Below are 19,125 nucleotides of genomic sequence, written 5' to 3'. Positions count from 1 at the left end.
ATTACTCACTAAAATCATATTTTCCTAATTATACTTTATCCTAATCCTTCATTTTTTCAAATACCTATTTATTGATCGCTACCTACCAAAACTTTTTGCTTAATTTTCATTGTCCGCTTCATCAACTTCTGCCATTCTTCAGAATTTGTCAGTTTTTCACTATCAAACTCTATACCTTTTGTCTGAGAGAAATTAGCAAAATTATCTAACCAATCCATTACTATTTCTGTCCGAGAATTTTCTGTATATTTCAAAGATTTCTGAAGGCGCTCTTGCATCTCTGCTAAATTATTATTTTGATAAGCATACCATGCTTCCCATATTAACAATTTATATTCTGTTTGACCCTCTGATTTTGAATTACTCAAAATAGCTTGCTGATATTGTAATTTTTCTAATTCTGACTTAGTTTTTACTAATTCTTTCTGCAAGTTTTGTTGTTGAGATTGAGACTGTTGCAATAATACTTCTGTCTTCCGCCATTGAGTCTGAACTTCTTGCAATACTGCTTGAGTTTCTTGTAGTTGCATTTGCTTATTTTCCCGTTCTTCATCAGTTTGATGTAGCTGAGTTTGAAACTCTGTTAATAAGGCTTTTGTTTGTTGTAATTGAGAGTGAGATTCTTGTATTAATTTTTCTGTCTGCTGAAACTCATACTGTGATTTTTCCCACTCTTCCTGAGTCTGATGTAGTTGATATTTATAAGTTAGTAATTTATTTGTACTTTCATATAAATTCTGTTTTGTTTGTCCTAATTCTACTTTTGTTTGTTTATTTTCCAAATTGGATTTCTCCAATAATTCTGCTGTTTTCTCTAACTGAGATTGAGATTTTTGATACAATGATTCTGTTTGTTGAAGTTTATATATAGATTGTTCTAATTCTTCTTGAGTTTGATGTAGTTGTGACTGATATTGTCCTAATTCTGCTTGAGTTTGATTTAGCTGAGATTTGATTTGTATAAATCCTTTTTCTGTTTCTTGAGATTTTTTTAATTCACTTTCTGTCTGCTCTAGTTTTGACTGATATTCTCTTAGTTCAGTTTGAGTTTGATTTAGCTGTGATTTAGCTGTAGCAAGTTCATTTTCTGTTTGTTCAAATTGTGTTTCAATCTCTTGAAGTTTTTCAAGTTTATCCTGTGTTTCTTCTAATATTTTTTCTGTGTTTTGGAGTTGTTTTTGAGATTCTAATAATTTTGTTTCTGTGGCATCTAATTGAGTAACATTTTTTTCTAACTCATCTCCTGTTTCTATTAACTGAGACTTGGCTTCGGTTAGTTCTAACTGACTTTGTTCATATTGATTTTTATATTTTTCTAGTTCTGCTAGTATAATTTTATTTTGCTTTTCTAAATTAGATAAATTCATCCAGTCTTGAAACGCCCAAATTCTATAGGGAGATGATTTAATTAATTCCTGCCAGGAAAAATCTGGTATTTCATCCTCTGGATTCCATGCTCTTGCTTCTAATTCCTGATACATTTCTATAGCTTCAGGAAAGTAATAATCTATAATAGTAGGTCTATGACTTTCTGTTGATACTCGATTATTAAATAATGATGGGTCGTAAACATTTACAGCCGGATTATTCAAGTTTGTCTTAAATTTTTGATTAATTTTTTCAATAAATGCTTCTTGGTTACTAATTATTGTTTGAATATTTATTAACAGGCAACGATTAGCGGCATAATTATAAAAATCAATAATTTTTTGATTGTAGTGTAACCATGATTTTACTGCTAGTTCTGGTTGACTTTTAAATATTTCATCTTGCCAAGAATATAGAGAGTCAACTACTTCCCAAGGAGAACGATAAATTAATATAAATTTGGCATTTGGTAGCAGTTCTGCCCAAAAATCTAGGAACAAAGTTGTGCGGGGTTCTTTCCATCCCCAACTACCACTTATTGAATTTTTGGCGATAATTTCTTTAGCTTTTTCTTGAAAGTTTTCTTCTATATATATTTTTTCTTGTAAAGTCCATCCATCCCCATCTATACCTTGGGATTGTAATACTTGTTTATGAAATTCATAGAAGTCTAGATTTTCCAAATATCCTTTAGTATTGTAGTCTGTTCCCTCCATTAATTTTCGACCAATATGCAAACCTGCGCTTTGGAGGATAGAAGCTGTTAAGGAACTTCCTGAACGGTGCATACTGCTAATAATTAGAGTTGATTTTTCTGTTTTTTGCATCATAGTAGATTTTGATTATGTTTTACTTAAGATTAGTATTTACAAATTGATGATTTCTAATTAATTCCCAAAGGTTTAAAGAGTCTCCTAATAATGGATAATATCATGTCTGGTAGCATGGGTATTGCAAGTGATAAGGTAAGGAAGAAGGAATAATTCAATAATTGATAATTGATAATTGATAATTACCTCTTCCTTTTAGGGAGAGGATTGAAGAACAGGAAAATTTTTTCTTGTTTCTCCACGGCGAGTTAGAGGGTTTAAACCTTTATTTTTCAGTAAAGGAAAAACCTTAGATAAGGTAAATATTTTCCCAACTTTTACACGACGCGACCATACCAGCGAACATGATATTATTTATAATAAACAATTGATAATCAAATATTTTTTTAAATCTCTAATTTTATCTATCCCTATTTCTATCTAACTCTAAATATACTCTAATTATCCATTATCTATTATCCATTAATGAATATATAATTTGATTTTTCCCATTATTCAAATAATTAATTTTGAGTATAGCAATCCTAAATTGGTCGTGACAGTTTTAATAATAATTAATTTGAGCTGAAAACCTTAAAAATTCTGACTCCTGTACGGGCTAATTCCTGCGGAATACTGCGCAAACGCGTTTGCGACAGCATTCGGAACGAATTCGCCCCTACCACCAAAATATTACAACTAATTAGAAGATTGCTATTAACTTGCTCAGAAATTAATTCTCTAGCTAATAACTATTTTTCTCTGCAAGATGAGCTTACTTAAGTTAGTCTAATATTTGAGCGATTTTCTGAGATAATAGTTACTATTTTTTTTCAGTTTAGAGTTTAGCCATAGCTCAGTAGGTAGGTATAATTAAATGTAAAATTTCATTGGGAATTAAGCAAAGGGGAATGTTTGCAAAGGATTCCCTAAGAAAGGAAAGCAATTGCAAGAATTGCCTTTGTGTCCATCTACATTAGGAGTTCTATGATTTTTTTATTTTATTACCATTATTCATGCACATTTGTCAATCACTTTTAACTTCTATATTAATTTTTAGGATAACATTTCCTCTATGATGTTAACTAGGTCATATAAATTTCATTTCCTCTTACCCTTCTAACAATACAAGAGATTTAGCAACCAATATTCTTTCATATTTAGGAATACCAAATACTGTAGGATCTCAAGAGGTAATGAGCAAGATAGCTCAACCCCGAATTATCAATATTAAATCAAGGAAATTTTACACAACAATGTCAACAACAGCAACAGAAAACAGTGTTAACTATCTTCATCTTGGGAATAAATTATTAAGGCAAGGTAACTTTGCCGAAGCTGCTGATGCTTACCGCCAAGTAATTAAACTTAATCCTAAATCAGTAGTAGGTTATCAAAACCTAGGAGAAACTCTCAGTTTACAAGGAAATTTAGAGGAGGCAGCAAATATCTATCACCAAGCAATTCAACTACAGAAAAATTCTCCCTGGTCTTACTATAACTTAGGAGAAATTATGATTAAACTTAAGAGGTTTGATGAGGCAATTATTTATCTACGTCAAGCTATTGAACTTAATCCAGATTTTGCCAATTTTTACCAGAGTTTAGGATTAGCTTTAGCCAAAAAAGAATTATTTGATCAGGCGATAGTTACTTATCGTCGCGCTCTTGAAATCGACCCCAATACAACTTTAACTTATCAATATTTAGGTAAAGCATTAGCAAGTCAACAACAGTGGGATGAAGCTATAGAAAGTTTCAATCAAGCTATTGGAATTAATCCCTATTTATCAGAATATCATTTAGGTTTAGGCAAGGTTCTACAAAATGCTGGTCAAATAGAACAAGCAATTATTTATTACAATCAAGCTCTGGAGTTAGACCCCCATTTAGCAGAGGCTTACTATTATATTGGCTCTGCTTTAACTAACTTACAAAGGTGGGATGAAGCTATTAATGCTTGTATGCAAGCTATCTCTCTAAATGTCAAAAATGCAGAAATTTATCATCATTTAGGAACAGCTTTAGCCAAACTGCAACGTTGGCAAGAAGCAGTGGCTGCCTATCAAAATGGAATTGAATTTAATCCAAATTCAGCAATAATTCATCATCACTTTGCTCATGCTTTAGCCCAACTAAAACAGTGGGATGAAGCTGTGGTTGAATATCGTGAAGTTATCAAAATTAATCCCAATTCGGCAATAGTTTATGAGCAGTTGGGAGAAGCATTAACAGAAATGCAAAAGTGGGATGAGGCGATAAATTGTTATCAGAAAGCTGTCGAAATTAATCCAGATAATCAACAGTTTAATCAGCATCTACAGGAAGCATTGGCGAGAAAACAGGAAAAGAATAAAACTGTAATTCAGTCTCATCTGAAATTAGCAGAAATGATGGAACAACAAGGATTTATTGATGAGGCTATTTCTGCTTATCGTCGGGTGGTAAGTCTTAATCCTACTGCTGCTGATTTGCACCATAAATTAGGGTATACTTTAGCAAAGTTAGAAAGATGGAATGAGGCTATTTCTTCTTATCGTCAGGCTATTGAACTTTATCCAAATTCGGAAGTTGTACATTATCATTTGGGCGAAGCTTTGGCAAATTTAGGCTTAGATGAACAAGCAATATCTTCTCTCAAAAAAGCTATTGAACTTAAACCAGATTTATGGAGCGCTCATCAAGCTTTAGAAAAATTACAAGCAAAACAAAAGTAATTTAACGTAAGCATTCAGCTATTAGCATTCAGCAGACAGCTTTTGTAAAGAATCAAGCAATTATAAGGTTGGCTGATGACCAATTTTATTTCCTACGGAATGCTACGCAAACATAACTTTTAACTTTCTTTAGAGGCTAATTACTTCTTTGCTATGATAATAAGTTAATAACTCAAAGCTATTAGTTGACGGCTGAATGCTTATAATTTAACTAATATTTTTACTACTGATAAAATAGTTAATAGAAACTTTTATTGCTGCTCTTGTTTCCCTACGCGAAATGAATGCGCAGCACGATCTAGGAAACTCATAAATATGAAGTCATCCCTCATAAATTTTTCAGAAAATTTTACTTTTAATTTTTACTTCTGACTTCTAATTTTAGAAAATTTTGCTTGAGTTTGTTCTGAGTGGTAGCTTTTAGGAGGACAGCAAATATATTTAAAAATTCATTGCTATAAGACAATTAAAATTGTCTCAAAAAATATAACATTCCTGGTGTTTAAATTTGGTCAGGTAAGGAACTATCAAAGTAGGAGTTTTGAACTTTTGCCAGAGGTCTAATCTTAATTTATCAGAAGAACTACAAAAAAGTGTTAGGAAATTGATAAAACTGAAATATTTTACAGACAATAGTTTTAACTTTATCTGATAGATTAAAGCTATATAATTAAAAAGTATTATCTGATGAGTAAGGAGATGTTTGGCGACAATTATGTCTCCATTTATTCACAACTTGTTCTCTATAAAGCATTTGATTTCCTCGTCTCCGAATAAATTCATTATCATTAATAAAATAGCCCCTACGAGGATTGACAAAACCATTATAGGCAACTTCTACAGGAAAATTTCTCCAACCAGAATTATCTCTATTCCTACGTTCAAATAAAACTAATCTATTACTATTTTGATATCGACAAATGTGGATAATTCTATTCTCTGTTTGGAAAAATGCTTCCTGAGAGAAATTACGATTTATACTTTCACAACTCAAGTTATTATTGTCAAAAGAAGGCTGATTATAATTATCATAAGTTTCAGGTTGTGATGGGTTAGAAGCACCAGAACGGTTTTCATATTGACCACGTTTGAGATAATGATCGTAACCAGACTTAAATTCACCACGGCTTACAGCATCTGCTACATCAGGGTTTTGTCGCAAATATTCTTGTTCATTGAATGTTTTAAAAGCACCAGAACGATTTTCATATTGCCCATATCTGACATAATGTTCGTAACCAGACCGATATTTCCCTTGACTTACTAACTCTGCTACATCAGGATTTTGACGTAGATATCCTTGTTCGTCAAATTCTCTAGTGTAGTTTTCCGCAAGTGCTAGGGGACTGCTACAAATAGTTATAGCTACTGTGGCGATCGCTACTATATTTGTTTTAATCTTATTAATATTCAGCATTTTTAACACCTCAAAAATAATTGTTCTTAATTATCAAGATATCCTCTCAGGGTTAAAGACTGTAGAGCATTTTAGGTAGTTAAAAATTTTTTTTTACTCAAACAGGAAAAAATTGCTCAAATCCTAATTTGATTAGACTTGTAAGGATTTTTTTTCATTCTATAGCTTTTGTCTAACTCCCTTAAGCTCCTGAAAAAGTTGCTATCTTCCTGAAGTGAATAGACATCTCCAGAAAAGAGGGAGTAGTGGACCGACACAGCTAAAACTGTGCATTAGAGAGTAGGGGAGTAGGGTAGGGACGTTGCATGCAACGTCCCTACGGGAGAAAGACTGTTGTTGGGTTATTCCTGCGGAGAAGCAAGCTACGTTCCATGCTTCGCAATGCTAACGCAAACAACCTAACCTACATCTAATGCACCATTTAAGGTGTGTCAGTCTAGTAGGGAGAAATAATTAACGGTTTCTAATCGATAATTGATTTGATTTTTTATTTTTGGAGATATCTAACTTTTGACTTTTAACTTGCCGGTAGTGCTATATCAGTGCCAATTTTTGAAGTGTCTACTTTTAGGATAATCCTGCTTTCCGATATTAACAGTAAAATATGGGATTCGCCTGATGTCTAAGATGTTGCGATTAGAATAGTGGCATATATATATCACTATTTGGAGAGCAAAGTTCCTACAGTTAAAGCATAGAGTTAATCAAGGAATTTAACAATGACATCTAACTTCTGTCTCGAACAAGTTAACCTCCAGTCTTCCTCCTTTGTTGCTGATACTAATACAGATTCTTGTATCACTATTGCGTGGCTTGACTTAATAGCATCAACAGTAGATTATTTTGATGGAGATGATTGGTTAGGTTTATGTGGCGATATTGACGAAGGTGAAATTTACCGAGATTGGTTTATTTGGCAAGATGTAGACTTTTCCGAAGAGTGGGAAGCTTACGATCTGGTTACTAACAAGAGATTTGTGACAACAGATTTATCCTTACTTAAGGCTAAAATTGATGTAATAGAAGATGCCAGAAGCAACACATCTATCAACAACTCAAAAAATTAATTATTGTGAAAAAATACTGTTATTGCAGGTAGCAAAACTTATCGGTTATCTGCATTGCTAGTTTTAATGTTTGTCATCACATATTATCCCATATATTATCAATCTTATCATTGATGAAAATCACAATTTACCTATGGCATAAATCACTTACATTTTATCTCTTTCCACATAATATTAAAATATAAATTCAATTAACGAAGACTATTAAAAATTTGACTCCAGTCTACTCTAATACTTTCAGTATTTTTTTTATTACTTTATTAAATTTTCCTCAGAGAAACACAACGGTTTTCCTTAACTTTGCAGCTTATTCAAGCTGCATTTTTTTTATTGTAGTAGGCTTGCTGAATCATATCAAATCTGGTAGCATCGGTGTAATTAGATAATAGAGTGTGGGAAGTGTGGGGAGATGGATATATCTAGAAATATGGCAATAGCTGAAAATGGAACATTTTTTTATACTTAACCCTAGCGGATTTGATATCAAGATATGAAAAATAGTAAAAAAATTTGTACCCTTGATCAGAGTAATCTTGGGAATATTTGCACATATTAGGGTTTATAGTTCAAATCAGGGGCCGCAAAAATAATAGTGCAGGACAACGTTTGCTTTTGGGGACTTCACTATTATTTCCAAAACTTCAATATTTGCTATTATAGTAGGCGGATTACTAAAATTTAGGAAAAACTAATGGCAACAGCTATTTTGAATGGGGTTGTTTTAGCACAGAGCGATAAGTGTGAAATTGTCGAAGGTAATTATTATTTCCCACCAGATACAGTCAACCGTGAATATTTCAAAGAAAGCAATACCCATACTAACTGTTTCTGGAAAGGTAATGCGAGCTACTACAATATTGAAGTCGATGGTAAAGTGAATAAAGATGGTGCTTGGTATTATCCTAATCCCAAAGAAAAAGCCAAAAAGATTCAAAACTATGTGGCCTTTTATCCTCCTGTACAAATAGAAACCTAGTGCCGCTACGCGGAAGTTAAAACTCAAAATTAAAAAGTCAAAAGTATTGATTAGTAAGGCTTTTAGGATTTTGTAACTGGTCAGTTATTTCCGCCATTCTGCACTATGGAGAAAAATTGGCCACAATCATTCTAATTATTTATCCACAAAACAATAACAAGAGCAAACTATGTTTTTTCTTACTCTTTGTGGAATAATAGCCTCTGAAGCGATATTAATTTGTGGGGTTCCTTAATTTTCTAGATATCCCAATTATTCTAATTATTACTAACAAGGAAAATGGTTTCTGACGGCCTCATTTTTATACTTTTTCTTATCTTCCTAATCCTGCTATTTTTTGGCTCTGGTCTCTAGATTTACAAAAATTAAATCCTTAACCATTTAGTCTAAGAGCTAATATATCAAGATGATATAAATAGAGTCTGATACGATCGTTGCAAGACGGTGATTCAACAAGTTAAGCTTTAATAAAATGTTATTAGCCGATGCAATGTCAAACTTGACTTTTATACAAAAGATTGCTATTGGGGTAATAATTGGCTCAACTATTTATGATTCCTCCTTCAGTTCTCTCCCTCGCAATTATATTTGAGAAGTTCCTTTAATATTTAATTTATTAATCATCTCTAAAATAAAATTTCCCAATTTTAAGACATCTGACTTTATAATATTAGACAGGTGACTTTTAGAGGATGTCCAGATGTTATTCCCAGATCAAGTTTCTCAGAACTCAGAAACTGAACCCATCCCTAGAATCTATCAAATTTTAGGATTTGACAGAATACCTAAAAATGTTTTGGAATTGCCCCAAGAACTGCAAATAGTCAGTATAATTCGTCAGGGATTTTCAATAATTTCTGTGATTAAAGTAGCAGAATATTGTGGTATTTCTGAGTCACAAATGGCAGCTTTATTAGCAACTTCCGAAAGGACTATATCTAGGCGTAAGAAAGATCAGAAACCTCTCGATCTTTCAGAGTCAGATAGACTTTATCGTATTGCCAGAATTTTTGCACACACATTAGATGTATTTGAAAATGTGGAAACAGCAAGAGATTGGCTGAAAAAATCAAATCGTGCCTTGGCTGGAAAAACTCCTTTAGAACTATTAGATACAGATGCAGGCACACAACAAGTAGATGAACTTTTGAATAAAATAGAGTATGGAGTATATAGTTAATTATTGATGATTGATTATTAATGGCTAATAGTTATTAGTTATTAATAAAAACCAATATAAATAGGTGGGTTTTTAATTACTAACAGGTAATTGAATAGTGATTTTTAACAACAAAAAAATCACTATAAACCCTGCCTTTTTATTAAAGTAATGTAAGCACTCAGCAGTCAGCTAGCCTCTTGCCTCCTGCGGAGGAGCTGCGCTAACAGCTTTTGAGATAGATATATAATTTACTGCCACAAATTATATGAGTTAATAACTCAGATTTGTGGTTGAAAATTTAGTAGAATAAAAAAAATGCTGTCTTCATTCATTAAAAATCTAGGAGCTGACTGCTGAGTGCTAATAGCTGTTTGCGCAGCATTCCGCAGGAAATACTTACCAAGTAATAGTAGTTAAAAATAGAAAAATTATGAGTTTGACAATATGGCGAATATCTCATAAAAAATACATTGATATTGCTTTGACAGGTGAAGCTTATAGTCGTAGTAGAGGTCGTTGGAATTCTAAAGGAACATCCTTAATTTATACTTCAGCAACATTATCTCTAGCTGCATTAGAAACTTTAGTTTGCATGGAAATAGAAAATTTTGGTAATATATTTGTATCTATTAGTGTAAGAATTCCTGATAATTTTCCAATTAAACAAGTAGATGAATCTCTATTACCTCATAACTGGCGTGATACTTCTCCACCGGAAGCTTTAGCCTCTATTGGAGATAAATGGTTGACTTCTAAAAGTACAGCAGTTTTGAGGGTTCCTTCTGCTATTATTCCTCAAGAATATAATTATTTGATTAATCCTTTACATCCAGATTTTGAGAAAATTTCAATTGCTCCACCTCAGCCTTTTATCTTAGACCGTAATATTATATCAGTTTGATAAATTTTTGCTAAAGTTTGCTTGTTCTTAGGAATCATTTCAGTTAGCCTCCTGCGGAGGAACTGCGTTTTTTCGTATAGGGAAAGCGGAGCATTCCGATAGGAAAGTTGTGCCCTAGCAAAACAGTTATCAGTTGTCAGGAGGTAACAATTTATAATGTTTATTTTTTCTGAGAGAAAGACTGTTTTATTGTTGACTAAAAATAGTCTGATAACTACAATCATTTTTTTTGATGCAGAGATAATTTAATTTGTACTCCCGACACAGACACCAAATTTACTAACATTTTGGTTATTACTTTCTTCTTTGAATTTGAGCTAAAAAGTATCAACAAAAAGTTGTTAGCAAAACTCTAGTATGGCTAAGAAAAAATTGGTGAGGAGAATTACTAATTATGAATCTTAGACTATAAAATGCTTTTCCAACTATTCCCTATTCCCTATTCCCTATTCCCTATTCCCTATTCCCTATTATCTAATTTAGGTTCATCGGAATTGTAATTATAAATTCTGTACCTTTTCCAATCTGAGAATTACATTTTAGTTTTCCTTGATGTTTTTCCACAATAATTTGGTAACTAATGGAAAGTCCTAATCCAGTTCCTTTTCCAATAGGTTTTGTGGTAAAAAAAGGTTCAAATAAATTACACCTAACTTTTTCACTCATTCCTCCCCCATTGTCTGCTATTAAAATTTTTACCCAATTATCTTCTATTACTTGAGTTTTAATCTGAATACAACCAACATCACACTTTTTTTGTTCCTTAGATTGAGCATCTTCAATCGCATCAATAGCATTACCAATAATATTCATAAAAACTTGATTGAGTTGTCCTGCATAACAATTGATACTAGGAAGTTGACCATATTCTTTAATTACTTCAATACCAAGAAATCCTGGTTTAGCTTTGAAACGATTTTGTAGAATCATTAAAGTGCTGTCAATTCCTTCATGCAGATCAACTTCTTGAATTTCGGCTTCATCCAGACGGGAAAAATTTCGTAGTGATTTAACAATTTCTATAATTCGCTCTGTTCCAATTTCCATAGATTTAAGCACTTTTTTCATATCTTCTTGCAGGAAGTTTAATTCAATAGCTTCAATTTCTTCCTCAATTTCACGATGGGGATGGGGATAATAATTTTGATAAAGTTGAAGTAAATTAAGTAAGTCTTGAGTATAATCTGTGGCGTAAATAATATTTCCATGAATAAAGTTAACTGGATTATTAATTTCATGGGCAACTCCAGCAACCATTTGACCTAAACTCGACATTTTTTCACTATGAATCATCTGAGTTTGAGTCCATTTTAGTTCTTCTAAGGTTTGCTCTAATTCTTGTTTTTGTGCTTTTAATTGAGCTTCTGATTCTCGTAGAGAATTCTCAGCAAGTTGGCGATCGCTAGCTTCAATTGCTAAAGAAATCATATTAGCAATTGAACGGACAAAAGATTCATCTTCAATAGTCCAATATTTTATTGGACTGCACTTTTCTATACAGATAAGACCCACAATTTCTCCACCAACCCAAATTCCTGCATCAAGCATGGAAAAAATATCTAAAGGTTTGAGATAGTTCTCTAAAAATTCCTTGGTTCTCGGATCGTTGCGAGCGTCATTAGCTGCAATAATATTATCTTGTAGTGAGGTAATAGCTTGCAAATAATTGGGATAATCCTTGAGGTTAAGATTTATTTCTCTAATATGTTCATTGAGTTTGTGTTGGTACAAATCTAGAGATTTTAAATAAGTTTTCGAGTCGTCATACAACCAAACTCCTACTCGCTCAACCTCTAATATTTTGGATGTAGCTTCCGTAATTGCTTGTATGCCTATTAATAAATCCCCTTGATTTACAGCTCGATTTTGAGCAAGTTCTATTAATATTCTGTTGTCATTTTGCAGTCTAGTTTGGGTTTTTTTGCGCTCCCTAATTTCCAAAAGTAGTTGTTTTTGAGTATAATTTAACTCGCTTAAAGCTAGGTTTTTTTCTTCAAGTTCTTTTTCCAGTTCAGTTTGAATAATAGCCTGACTTGTTAATGGACGTAATAGCAAAACCATCCCACCTACACCCAAAATAGTCAAAACAATTATGACAATTGCAATAGTAAAAATTTGGCGATTTATCCGAGCATACAATTCCTGATGTTCGATGGCGATCACCAGTCCCCAATTTACTTCTGATACAGGTTCATAGGCAATTATTTGACCATAACTCCAAAACTTAGGTTTGACAAATATTACTCCATAATCTTGAGAAAATAAAGTTTTTTCCAACCCTTCAGCAATTGATTCGGATAAACTTTTATTTTCATTTTTAGATGATAAAAATAATTTTATCTTTTGTTCTTCTAAGGTTCCTAAAAAGACTTCTCCAGTTTTACCAAGACCTCTATTATCTCTGATAATTTTTTCTAAACCCTGGATTTTAAACAAAACCAAATCTGTACCTACTTGCTGTTTTTTTGAATTAATAATTGGTTGACTAATAACCAGATTAAATTCATTTTTGATGCGAATTGGATTACTAATTTTAGATTTTTGTATTAGCAATTTCCAAAGTGTTTTAGGGATAGGTAAACCAAGTTCAACCACTAATTGGTTGTCTATACCAAAGCGACTAATTCCAACTACATCTTCACTCTGGATAAGGGCATCTTCTAGATCGCCTGCTATTATAGAAATATCAAAATCAGATTTATTATTGTTGCGGTTATAAATTTCTAATTCTCGTCTTGCGTAGGTACGACTAGCAATTTGTGAAGTAATACCCCTAGCCCTAGAAAGAAATTCTTCCACTGCTAATCTTCGAGTTCGTAAAGCTGACTGTAAGTTACTTTCTTCATTCCTTCTGAGTTTTTCATAAAGGGGGAATATACTTATTATTGCTACCAATATACTGATAGTAAATATTCCTACCGCAGAATAAAAGATTAATAACCGTTGTAATTGTTTAGAGTTCATTCTTTTACCGAAAAATTAGATTTAAAGCCTTCCTATTAAGGTTAGGAATGAGAATTAAATAAAGCCCAGAATTTTTTTTAAGAACTCCCATGATAGGGAGCTTAGGAAATTCAACTTGTGTAGAGAATAAAATTCTCATTCCGTAGGGTTCATTCTTCAGCAAATAGCTATGGGCGAGAGGAAAAACAGAAGGGATAAAGCAGAAAAAGAATAAACATCCTAATCGTCACCTTTTCCCGCTTTTACCGAATAATTAAGGTCTAAAGTCTCTCCTTAAAAGGAGAAAAAAGAAAAAAATCATTTTGGTCAATCTTATCCATTTTAAGGAGAGGTAATTATTAATTATTAATTGTTAATTATTGAAAGGAATCCTCAACTTTTAGGGCAATCTCCGTTTGTGCCTCTTGTCTCTTGGCCATTTGACTATTGTACTTGACTACCATGAACCCGAGGGTCAGCTTGACTTGCTTTAATTGGTGCGACTGAGGCATTAAATTCAGAACCTTGACCAACTGTACCATTATATGGTAATGAACTTCCGGCAACTAAAGCTTCTATATTTGCTGCCATGAGAGACTTCGGTATCTCTCCAATACTCTGGCCAACTTCAGTTCCCTCTCGATCTAAAAACACGAAGTGGGGAATACCATCTACCCGGTATTTAACCAATTCTGGTAACCACTTACTATTGTCCACATTCAACATCACAAAGTTGGTATTTTCACCATACTTTTGTCTAATTTCATGCAACTCAGGAGCCATGGCTTGACAAACGGTACACCAATTAGCATAAAATTCAACTAAAGTGGGCTTATCATTACTGAAAGCTACATCTAGAGGTGTTGCAGTTTCAGCCATTTCATTTAGGGAAACGGAGGCCGTCTCAGTTCGTAATCCGATAAAAATTGTTACTGATAAAGCGATCGCTACTAAAACAATAATGAAATTTCTCAGGCGCATCGCCAAAGAGGAACTATTTGTAGAGTTAGATGGGTTTACATTCATTGTCAGAAAATTAAATAATGATTACAATTATTGAGTCTCTTTGAGAGAAGGCATCAAAATCAAGTAGCCCTTGAGGCTAGATGAACAAAGTCATCTTGTTATATGGTATAATTAATAGGAATTTCCAGGTAGAAAAATCTATGGTTGTCAGCGAGTTTTAGTCGCTCAAATTTCAGGTATATCAACCACACAGTAAAAATACAACTTTTGTAGGGACGTTCGATGGAACGTCCCTACTGTGTTCTAATATAATAAAAACTGCTGTAACTAAATAATCAGATAATAAAAAAATAAATTTTCTAATTTATAAATAGAGGATTAACCTGTGAAAAAACGAGTAACATTAACATTTCCACAACGGTCAATTCATATGCCCATTACCTATAGATTAGCAAAAGATTTTAATGTTGCTGCTAATATTATTCGCGCTCAAGTAGCACCAAATCAAGTAGGTAAATTAGTGCTGGAATTATCAGGAGATATTGATGAGTTAGAAGCTGCACTAGAGTGGATGAGACTGCAAAATATAGATGTATGTCTAACTAGCAGAGAAATTTTAATCAATGAAAATAGCTGCGTAGACTGTGGTTTATGTACTGGTGTATGTCCTACAGAAGCTCTCAGTTTACAACCTGATACCTTTCGTCTAAATTTTGTCAGATCCCGTTGCATTGTATGTGAACAATGTATTCCTACCTGTCCAGTTCAAGCAATTTCTACTAACTTATAAAATAATGTGAAACCAATACCTTTACTTTCTTTCAGTCTACTTTTAATGAGTTATAGTATTTTGGGCTGGAGTCTAGCCAATGCTCAAGTTTCTCTGTTTTTATATCTAGTTGTTATAGCTGGTATTTTTTTATTAGATGCAATTTTAACCTTTCGTTTACTTGATTTAAAAGCAATAGATCCCTGGTTTCAATCTGAACTTTATACTTTTCTTTCTTCAGTTGTTACTGCTTTTTTATTTGTGGTATTCATTAGATGGATAAACATTTTTATCCATGGTTTAGTATTAGTATCTGCAGGAATATTAGCCAAATTAGAGACTCAAGTTTATGGTTTAAAAAAATGGCAATCTTTTGGAATTTTACTAATTATTTCAGAGGGGGGTCTTGGTCTGGGAACTATACTTTATATATTCCTCAAAAACTATACATAGTAATTCTATTTTTTTTATGTTTGAATATTATACCAAGCGTGAAAAAAGAATTCTATATTTAGGTGAAACTTCAATTATTAAGTAATTAACAGAGGCGGAATGACCTTTTTGATAATTAGCACCCCAGTTATTGTTAATTATTCATCTTTATTAATTCTTCCCCACTCCCCTACTCCCCTACTCCCCATTTAGCGACAACTATATTTTCTAAAGCTTGGGAGTTGGGAATTACTAAAGCAAAATTTTAAATAAAAATAACTGTAATCCCGGTTACAAAAAATACTACTATATTAACTTGTTTTGAATAAAGGATTCAACAGTAAAGAAAGGTTAAGTAGAGGCAATATAGGACAATTAAATTTTATGGGTCATAGCATTTATCAGCCATTAATGCTTTATCTGACAACTACTTTCTGCTTTGTAACTTAGCATTTTCCCAAACATTACCCAACCACAATCACTAATTGCCTTAGCTAATCTTTATTGATTCATTAATCTCTAATTAGGTATAATTAAAGAGAGAGCGATTGCTAGCATCAACATCAGCAATTTAGCCTAGGGTATTTGTAGAAATGTAAAGTTTAGAAATGTAAAGAATAATTGTTATGGACGTTTAAAAAATTGTCACAAATAAACCTACCAATAATAGTTAATTTCTGAGATAATAAAAAATAAGCGTTTAACTGTTCTTGACCCCTACCTATCCATGGTGGGGGTTTTTTGTCTTGAATTACTCTACAATTTTAATTTACTCCAGATATCATCAGATTATTACCAATATCTTATAGGTAGAAATTACTGTCATATTTTTGACAAAAAAAGATGAATTCATCTTTTTTTAATATTTAAACATTGAAATAAACAAATTATTGACTAACTTACTACCTTTGACTTTACCACCCTTTTAATTTCTGCTAACACTAACATTGTGACTTCTTCAGGAGTATCTTTACTATTAATATTAACATGAACATCTGCATTCGCATAAAGTGGTCTTCTTTCTTCTAAAAGCTCCTGTAGTTTACCCAAGGGATTACTATCCTGAAGTAGAGGTCTCGTCCGATCGCCTTGCAAGCGACTATATAAAACTTCTACTGGCGTATCTAACCAAACTACTATCCCATGTTGTAAATAACTCCAGTTAAAAGGTTTGATGACTATACCACCACCTGTCGCAATAGTCAATTTTTTGTAACTAGATACTTCTGACAATATATTTGTTTCTAACTCCCGAAATGCTGCCTCACCCTCAGTAGCAAAAATTTCGCTAATTGACTTGCCAGCAGCTTGAGAAATCAAACTATCTGTATCTAGAAAACGATATCCCAACTCTTGGGCTAACAAATGTCCCACAGTTGTTTTACCAGCGCCCATCATCCCAACTAAATAAAGATTTACTCCTTCCAACAATTCCCTATTACTAATATCCATAATTATCCAAATAATTGAGTCTAAAACCCCGCCTTTTAATCAGCTAATTAGTTATCAGTTATCCGTTATCCGTTAAATATTTTTCTAGTTTTATCAAAATAACAAAAGTAAGAATTTAACTTCTGAATTCTGAATTCTGAGTTCGTTAAGACTCACTGCCTGATTTATTAGCTTGATCGGGAACTTCTTCTTGAGTCTCTTGATTTTCAGTAGGTTTAGATGGTGGGTTTGCAGGTGGGGGAGGAGTAATCACCCGATAATCTGCATCATACACAGATTCGGTTTGACCAACCCCAGAACTACTAGGGTCACGATAACCATAAGAATAAACCGAACCAGACCAAGACTCTGTTTTTGGTTCTTGTTCTACTTCATAACTTTTATCTGTAGAATTTTGACTAACCGAATCTTGTGACTGTTCAGTATCCTGTTCTCTTTTACTAGCGTCCCAAGAATTACTAACTTTAGGAGGTCCTTGTTCCCAGTCGTCAAGGTTTTCATCTTCCTCCCTTGCTTCCGAATCTTTATTTAGGTTAAAAGAGCTTTGAGAATCTGACATTCCTTGAGAATGTGAAGCTCTATCCCTACCTTGACGAGTTTGAGTTTGATTTTGATGCTGAGATTGTCGAGAGCGAGGTCTAGCAGGTTGTAAACTTTTTTTTAACAGGTAATTTGAAAGTACAAAAGTACCATAAATCAATAAGTAAGTAATTACACCTGCAATAAGAGCGGCTAAAATCCATACAGATAGAGGTAGAGGTATAGATTTTAACCCCAGAAAAGTTAAGGACAAACTAGGAGACCCATTTTGCCAAGCAAATAAGGCCAACCCACCAATGACTACAATTAAAACAATTAACAATAGTAAATTCCGATTTCTATTCATGGCCTATCCACCGTTTAATAGGAACACAATCTAAACCAAATTGGTCTAAAGCACGAGCTACCACAAAGTCTACCAAATCTTCTATAGTTTGGGGATTATGATACCAAGCTGGGATTGCTGGGACAATTCTTGCTCCTGCTTCTGCTAGAGTAGTTAAGTTTCGTAAATGAATCAAGCTCAAAGGTGTTTCTCGTGGTACTAGGATTAGTTTACCACCTTCTTTTAATTGTACGTCTGCTGCCCGCTCTACTAAATCTGAGCTAAACCCAGCAGCCAATTTACTTACTGTTCCCATACTACAAGGGATAATTATCATACCCTGAGTTCGATAGGAACCACTGGCAATGTTTGCTCCTATATCTTGCCAAGGATGACAATATAGTTTACCATTAGTTTCTTCTCCAGCTTGCTCTCGCCAGAATTTTTCTTGTTTGGTGGGTTCGGCAGGCATTTTAATATTTTGCTCTGCTTGCCAGACTGAATAAGTAGCTTTTGATGCTACTAAGTCAATAGTATAATTAGCTGCCAGTAAAAATTTAATGCTTCTGACAGCGTAAATTAGTCCTGATGCTCCTGTAACACCGATAACTATTGGTAGTTTAGGAGTAGACACAAAATTACTCATGTTTGAATAAATCTTTTCTTTTAGGGAGTAGGGAGTAGGGAGTAGGGAGTAGGGAGTAATTAGGATAAATTTGAATTATATCATGTCCGCTTAATTAGCGATCAAAAAACTTTTTCTCCTTCTCCTCCTGATATATTCCTTATTTCTTGTATTCTTCCTACTGACTCCTGACTCCTGACTCCTCCCTAATTATTTATTAGCAGTTTTCATGCTTGATAGACCACAGTCGTAATTACCGGGGGCATGATGGAATATTTGTATTCAGTCGCAAGTTGAGGAGCGAGAACTTTGAAACTAGCCTTTGACTCCTGTACGGGCGTTTTGCTATCGCACAACTCCGTTTTTTCCTGACGGAATGCTCCGCGAACATGTCGCGTTTGCGTTAGCATTCCGTAGGAAAGAGAAACGTGGAGCGACATATAAAACGTTTCCGGAGCATTCCGATAGGAAAGTTGTGCGTAGCTAATGGCCAGCAAGCCCCTACGACTCCTGACTCCTGACTCCTACAGCAGTTTTGTGGTTTACTCAACTCAAAAGCGCTGTAATCTTTTTAGGGATAAGGGAGTAGGGAGCAGTTAGGAGAAATGGGAATTAAGCAAGTACACAAAATTTTTTGCTTGTTCCACATCTCCACA

At 33.4% G+C, this 19,125-nt stretch carries 14 protein-coding genes; 7 read left to right on the top strand and 7 right to left on the bottom strand.

Annotated elements, in window-relative coordinates; all coding sequences use genetic code 11:
• Nucleotides 1-68 precede the first annotated feature (68 nt).
• A complete protein-coding gene (locus ACP6PK_RS07650) occupies nucleotides 69-2,198 on the bottom strand; it encodes a sulfotransferase family protein (RefSeq protein ID WP_426559106.1) in 2,130 nt (709 codons plus the stop codon).
• A 1,235-nt stretch (nucleotides 2,199-3,433) separates the two neighbouring features.
• On the opposite strand from ACP6PK_RS07650, the gene ACP6PK_RS07645 reads away from it, so the two are divergent.
• Nucleotides 3,434-4,894 (top strand): tetratricopeptide repeat protein, encoded by a 1,461-nt coding sequence (locus ACP6PK_RS07645; protein ID WP_426559105.1) that lies wholly within the window; start codon nucleotides 3,434-3,436, stop codon nucleotides 4,892-4,894.
• Between the two features lie 670 nt (nucleotides 4,895-5,564).
• Here the strand turns inward: ACP6PK_RS07645 and ACP6PK_RS07640 are convergent.
• Complete coding sequence (locus ACP6PK_RS07640) at nucleotides 5,565-6,311, bottom strand: hypothetical protein (RefSeq protein WP_426559104.1); 747 nt, start codon at nucleotides 6,309-6,311, stop codon at nucleotides 5,565-5,567.
• Between the two features lie 719 nt (nucleotides 6,312-7,030).
• Here ACP6PK_RS07640 and ACP6PK_RS07635 point away from each other — a divergent pair.
• The 4 genes from ACP6PK_RS07635 (at nucleotide 7,031) to ACP6PK_RS07620 (ending at nucleotide 10,417) form a co-directional block, all read left to right on the top strand.
• The gene (locus ACP6PK_RS07635; protein ID WP_426559103.1) at nucleotides 7,031-7,378 is read left to right on the top strand and encodes a hypothetical protein; all 348 of its coding nucleotides are present in this window, start codon (nucleotides 7,031-7,033) and stop codon (nucleotides 7,376-7,378) included.
• 691 nt (nucleotides 7,379-8,069) lie between these two features.
• On the top strand, nucleotides 8,070-8,354 hold the full coding sequence (locus tag ACP6PK_RS07630; protein WP_094673022.1) for a DUF427 domain-containing protein: 285 nt from the start codon (nucleotides 8,070-8,072) through the stop codon (nucleotides 8,352-8,354).
• Between the two features lie 700 nt (nucleotides 8,355-9,054).
• Complete coding sequence (parS, locus tag ACP6PK_RS07625) at nucleotides 9,055-9,534, top strand: type II RES/Xre toxin-antitoxin system antitoxin (protein WP_094673024.1); 480 nt, start codon at nucleotides 9,055-9,057, stop codon at nucleotides 9,532-9,534.
• A gap of 412 nt (nucleotides 9,535-9,946) precedes the next feature.
• Complete coding sequence (locus tag ACP6PK_RS07620; RefSeq protein WP_094673025.1) at nucleotides 9,947-10,417, top strand: RES family NAD+ phosphorylase; 471 nt, start codon at nucleotides 9,947-9,949, stop codon at nucleotides 10,415-10,417.
• Nucleotides 10,418-10,891: 474 nt separating this feature from the next.
• Here the strand turns inward: ACP6PK_RS07620 and ACP6PK_RS07615 are convergent, their stop codons facing one another.
• A complete protein-coding gene (locus ACP6PK_RS07615; protein WP_426559102.1) occupies nucleotides 10,892-13,381 on the bottom strand; it encodes a sensor histidine kinase in 2,490 nt (829 codons plus the stop codon).
• A 423-nt stretch (nucleotides 13,382-13,804) separates the two neighbouring features.
• Nucleotides 13,805-14,386 (bottom strand): thioredoxin family protein, encoded by a 582-nt coding sequence (locus ACP6PK_RS07610; RefSeq protein ID WP_426559101.1) that lies wholly within the window; start codon nucleotides 14,384-14,386, stop codon nucleotides 13,805-13,807.
• 325 nt (nucleotides 14,387-14,711) lie between these two features.
• Between ACP6PK_RS07610 and ACP6PK_RS07605 the strand changes: the two genes are divergently transcribed.
• Together ACP6PK_RS07605 and ACP6PK_RS07600 are read left to right on the top strand one after the other, a co-directional pair.
• Entirely contained in the window at nucleotides 14,712-15,116 is a 405-nt protein-coding gene (locus tag ACP6PK_RS07605) for an NIL domain-containing protein (protein WP_426559100.1), read from the top strand.
• Between the two features lie 6 nt (nucleotides 15,117-15,122).
• Entirely contained in the window at nucleotides 15,123-15,548 is a 426-nt protein-coding gene (locus ACP6PK_RS07600) for a hypothetical protein (RefSeq protein ID WP_143437482.1), read from the top strand.
• An 873-nt stretch (nucleotides 15,549-16,421) separates the two neighbouring features.
• On the opposite strand, the gene ACP6PK_RS07595 is transcribed toward ACP6PK_RS07600, so the two are convergent.
• From ACP6PK_RS07595 to ACP6PK_RS07585, 3 genes are all read right to left on the bottom strand, one after another.
• Complete coding sequence (locus ACP6PK_RS07595; protein ID WP_426559099.1) at nucleotides 16,422-16,979, bottom strand: shikimate kinase; 558 nt, start codon at nucleotides 16,977-16,979, stop codon at nucleotides 16,422-16,424.
• Between the two features lie 145 nt (nucleotides 16,980-17,124).
• Nucleotides 17,125-17,865 carry a LapA family protein gene (locus tag ACP6PK_RS07590; protein ID WP_426559098.1) on the bottom strand — a complete coding sequence of 247 codons (741 nt, stop codon included), beginning with the start codon at nucleotides 17,863-17,865 and terminating at the stop codon, nucleotides 17,125-17,127.
• Nucleotides 17,858-18,490 (bottom strand): flavin prenyltransferase UbiX, encoded by a 633-nt coding sequence (locus ACP6PK_RS07585; RefSeq protein ID WP_426559097.1) that lies wholly within the window; start codon nucleotides 18,488-18,490, stop codon nucleotides 17,858-17,860. The genes ACP6PK_RS07590 and ACP6PK_RS07585 overlap by 8 nt, the downstream gene beginning before the upstream one ends.
• Between the last annotated feature and the right edge of the window lie 635 nt (nucleotides 18,491-19,125).

Source organism: Dapis hubbardiae BLCC-M172, from assembly GCF_050016015.1.
Classification (GTDB): Bacteria; Cyanobacteriota; Cyanobacteriia; order Cyanobacteriales; family Microcoleaceae; genus Trichodesmium.
This window is presented reverse-complemented; position numbering and strand designations above follow the sequence as displayed.

Bases quoted from the DNA above. Each gene is read 5' to 3' on its own strand.
- ACP6PK_RS07650 (WP_426559106.1), bottom strand. From the start codon at position 2,198: ATGATGCAAAAAACAGAAAAATCAACTCTAATTATTAGCAGTATGCAC.
- ACP6PK_RS07645 (WP_426559105.1), top strand. From the start codon at position 3,434: ATGTCAACAACAGCAACAGAAAACAGTGTTAACTATCTTCATCTTGGG.
- ACP6PK_RS07640 (WP_426559104.1), bottom strand. From the start codon at position 6,311: ATGCTGAATATTAATAAGATTAAAACAAATATAGTAGCGATCGCCACA.
- ACP6PK_RS07635 (WP_426559103.1), top strand. From the start codon at position 7,031: ATGACATCTAACTTCTGTCTCGAACAAGTTAACCTCCAGTCTTCCTCC.
- ACP6PK_RS07630 (WP_094673022.1), top strand. From the start codon at position 8,070: ATGGCAACAGCTATTTTGAATGGGGTTGTTTTAGCACAGAGCGATAAG.
- parS (WP_094673024.1), top strand. From the start codon at position 9,055: ATGTTATTCCCAGATCAAGTTTCTCAGAACTCAGAAACTGAACCCATC.
- ACP6PK_RS07620 (WP_094673025.1), top strand. From the start codon at position 9,947: ATGAGTTTGACAATATGGCGAATATCTCATAAAAAATACATTGATATT.
- ACP6PK_RS07615 (WP_426559102.1), bottom strand. From the start codon at position 13,381: ATGAACTCTAAACAATTACAACGGTTATTAATCTTTTATTCTGCGGTA.
- ACP6PK_RS07610 (WP_426559101.1), bottom strand. From the start codon at position 14,386: ATGAATGTAAACCCATCTAACTCTACAAATAGTTCCTCTTTGGCGATG.
- ACP6PK_RS07595 (WP_426559099.1), bottom strand. From the start codon at position 16,979: ATGGATATTAGTAATAGGGAATTGTTGGAAGGAGTAAATCTTTATTTA.
- ACP6PK_RS07590 (WP_426559098.1), bottom strand. From the start codon at position 17,865: ATGAATAGAAATCGGAATTTACTATTGTTAATTGTTTTAATTGTAGTC.
- ACP6PK_RS07585 (WP_426559097.1), bottom strand. From the start codon at position 18,490: ATGAGTAATTTTGTGTCTACTCCTAAACTACCAATAGTTATCGGTGTT.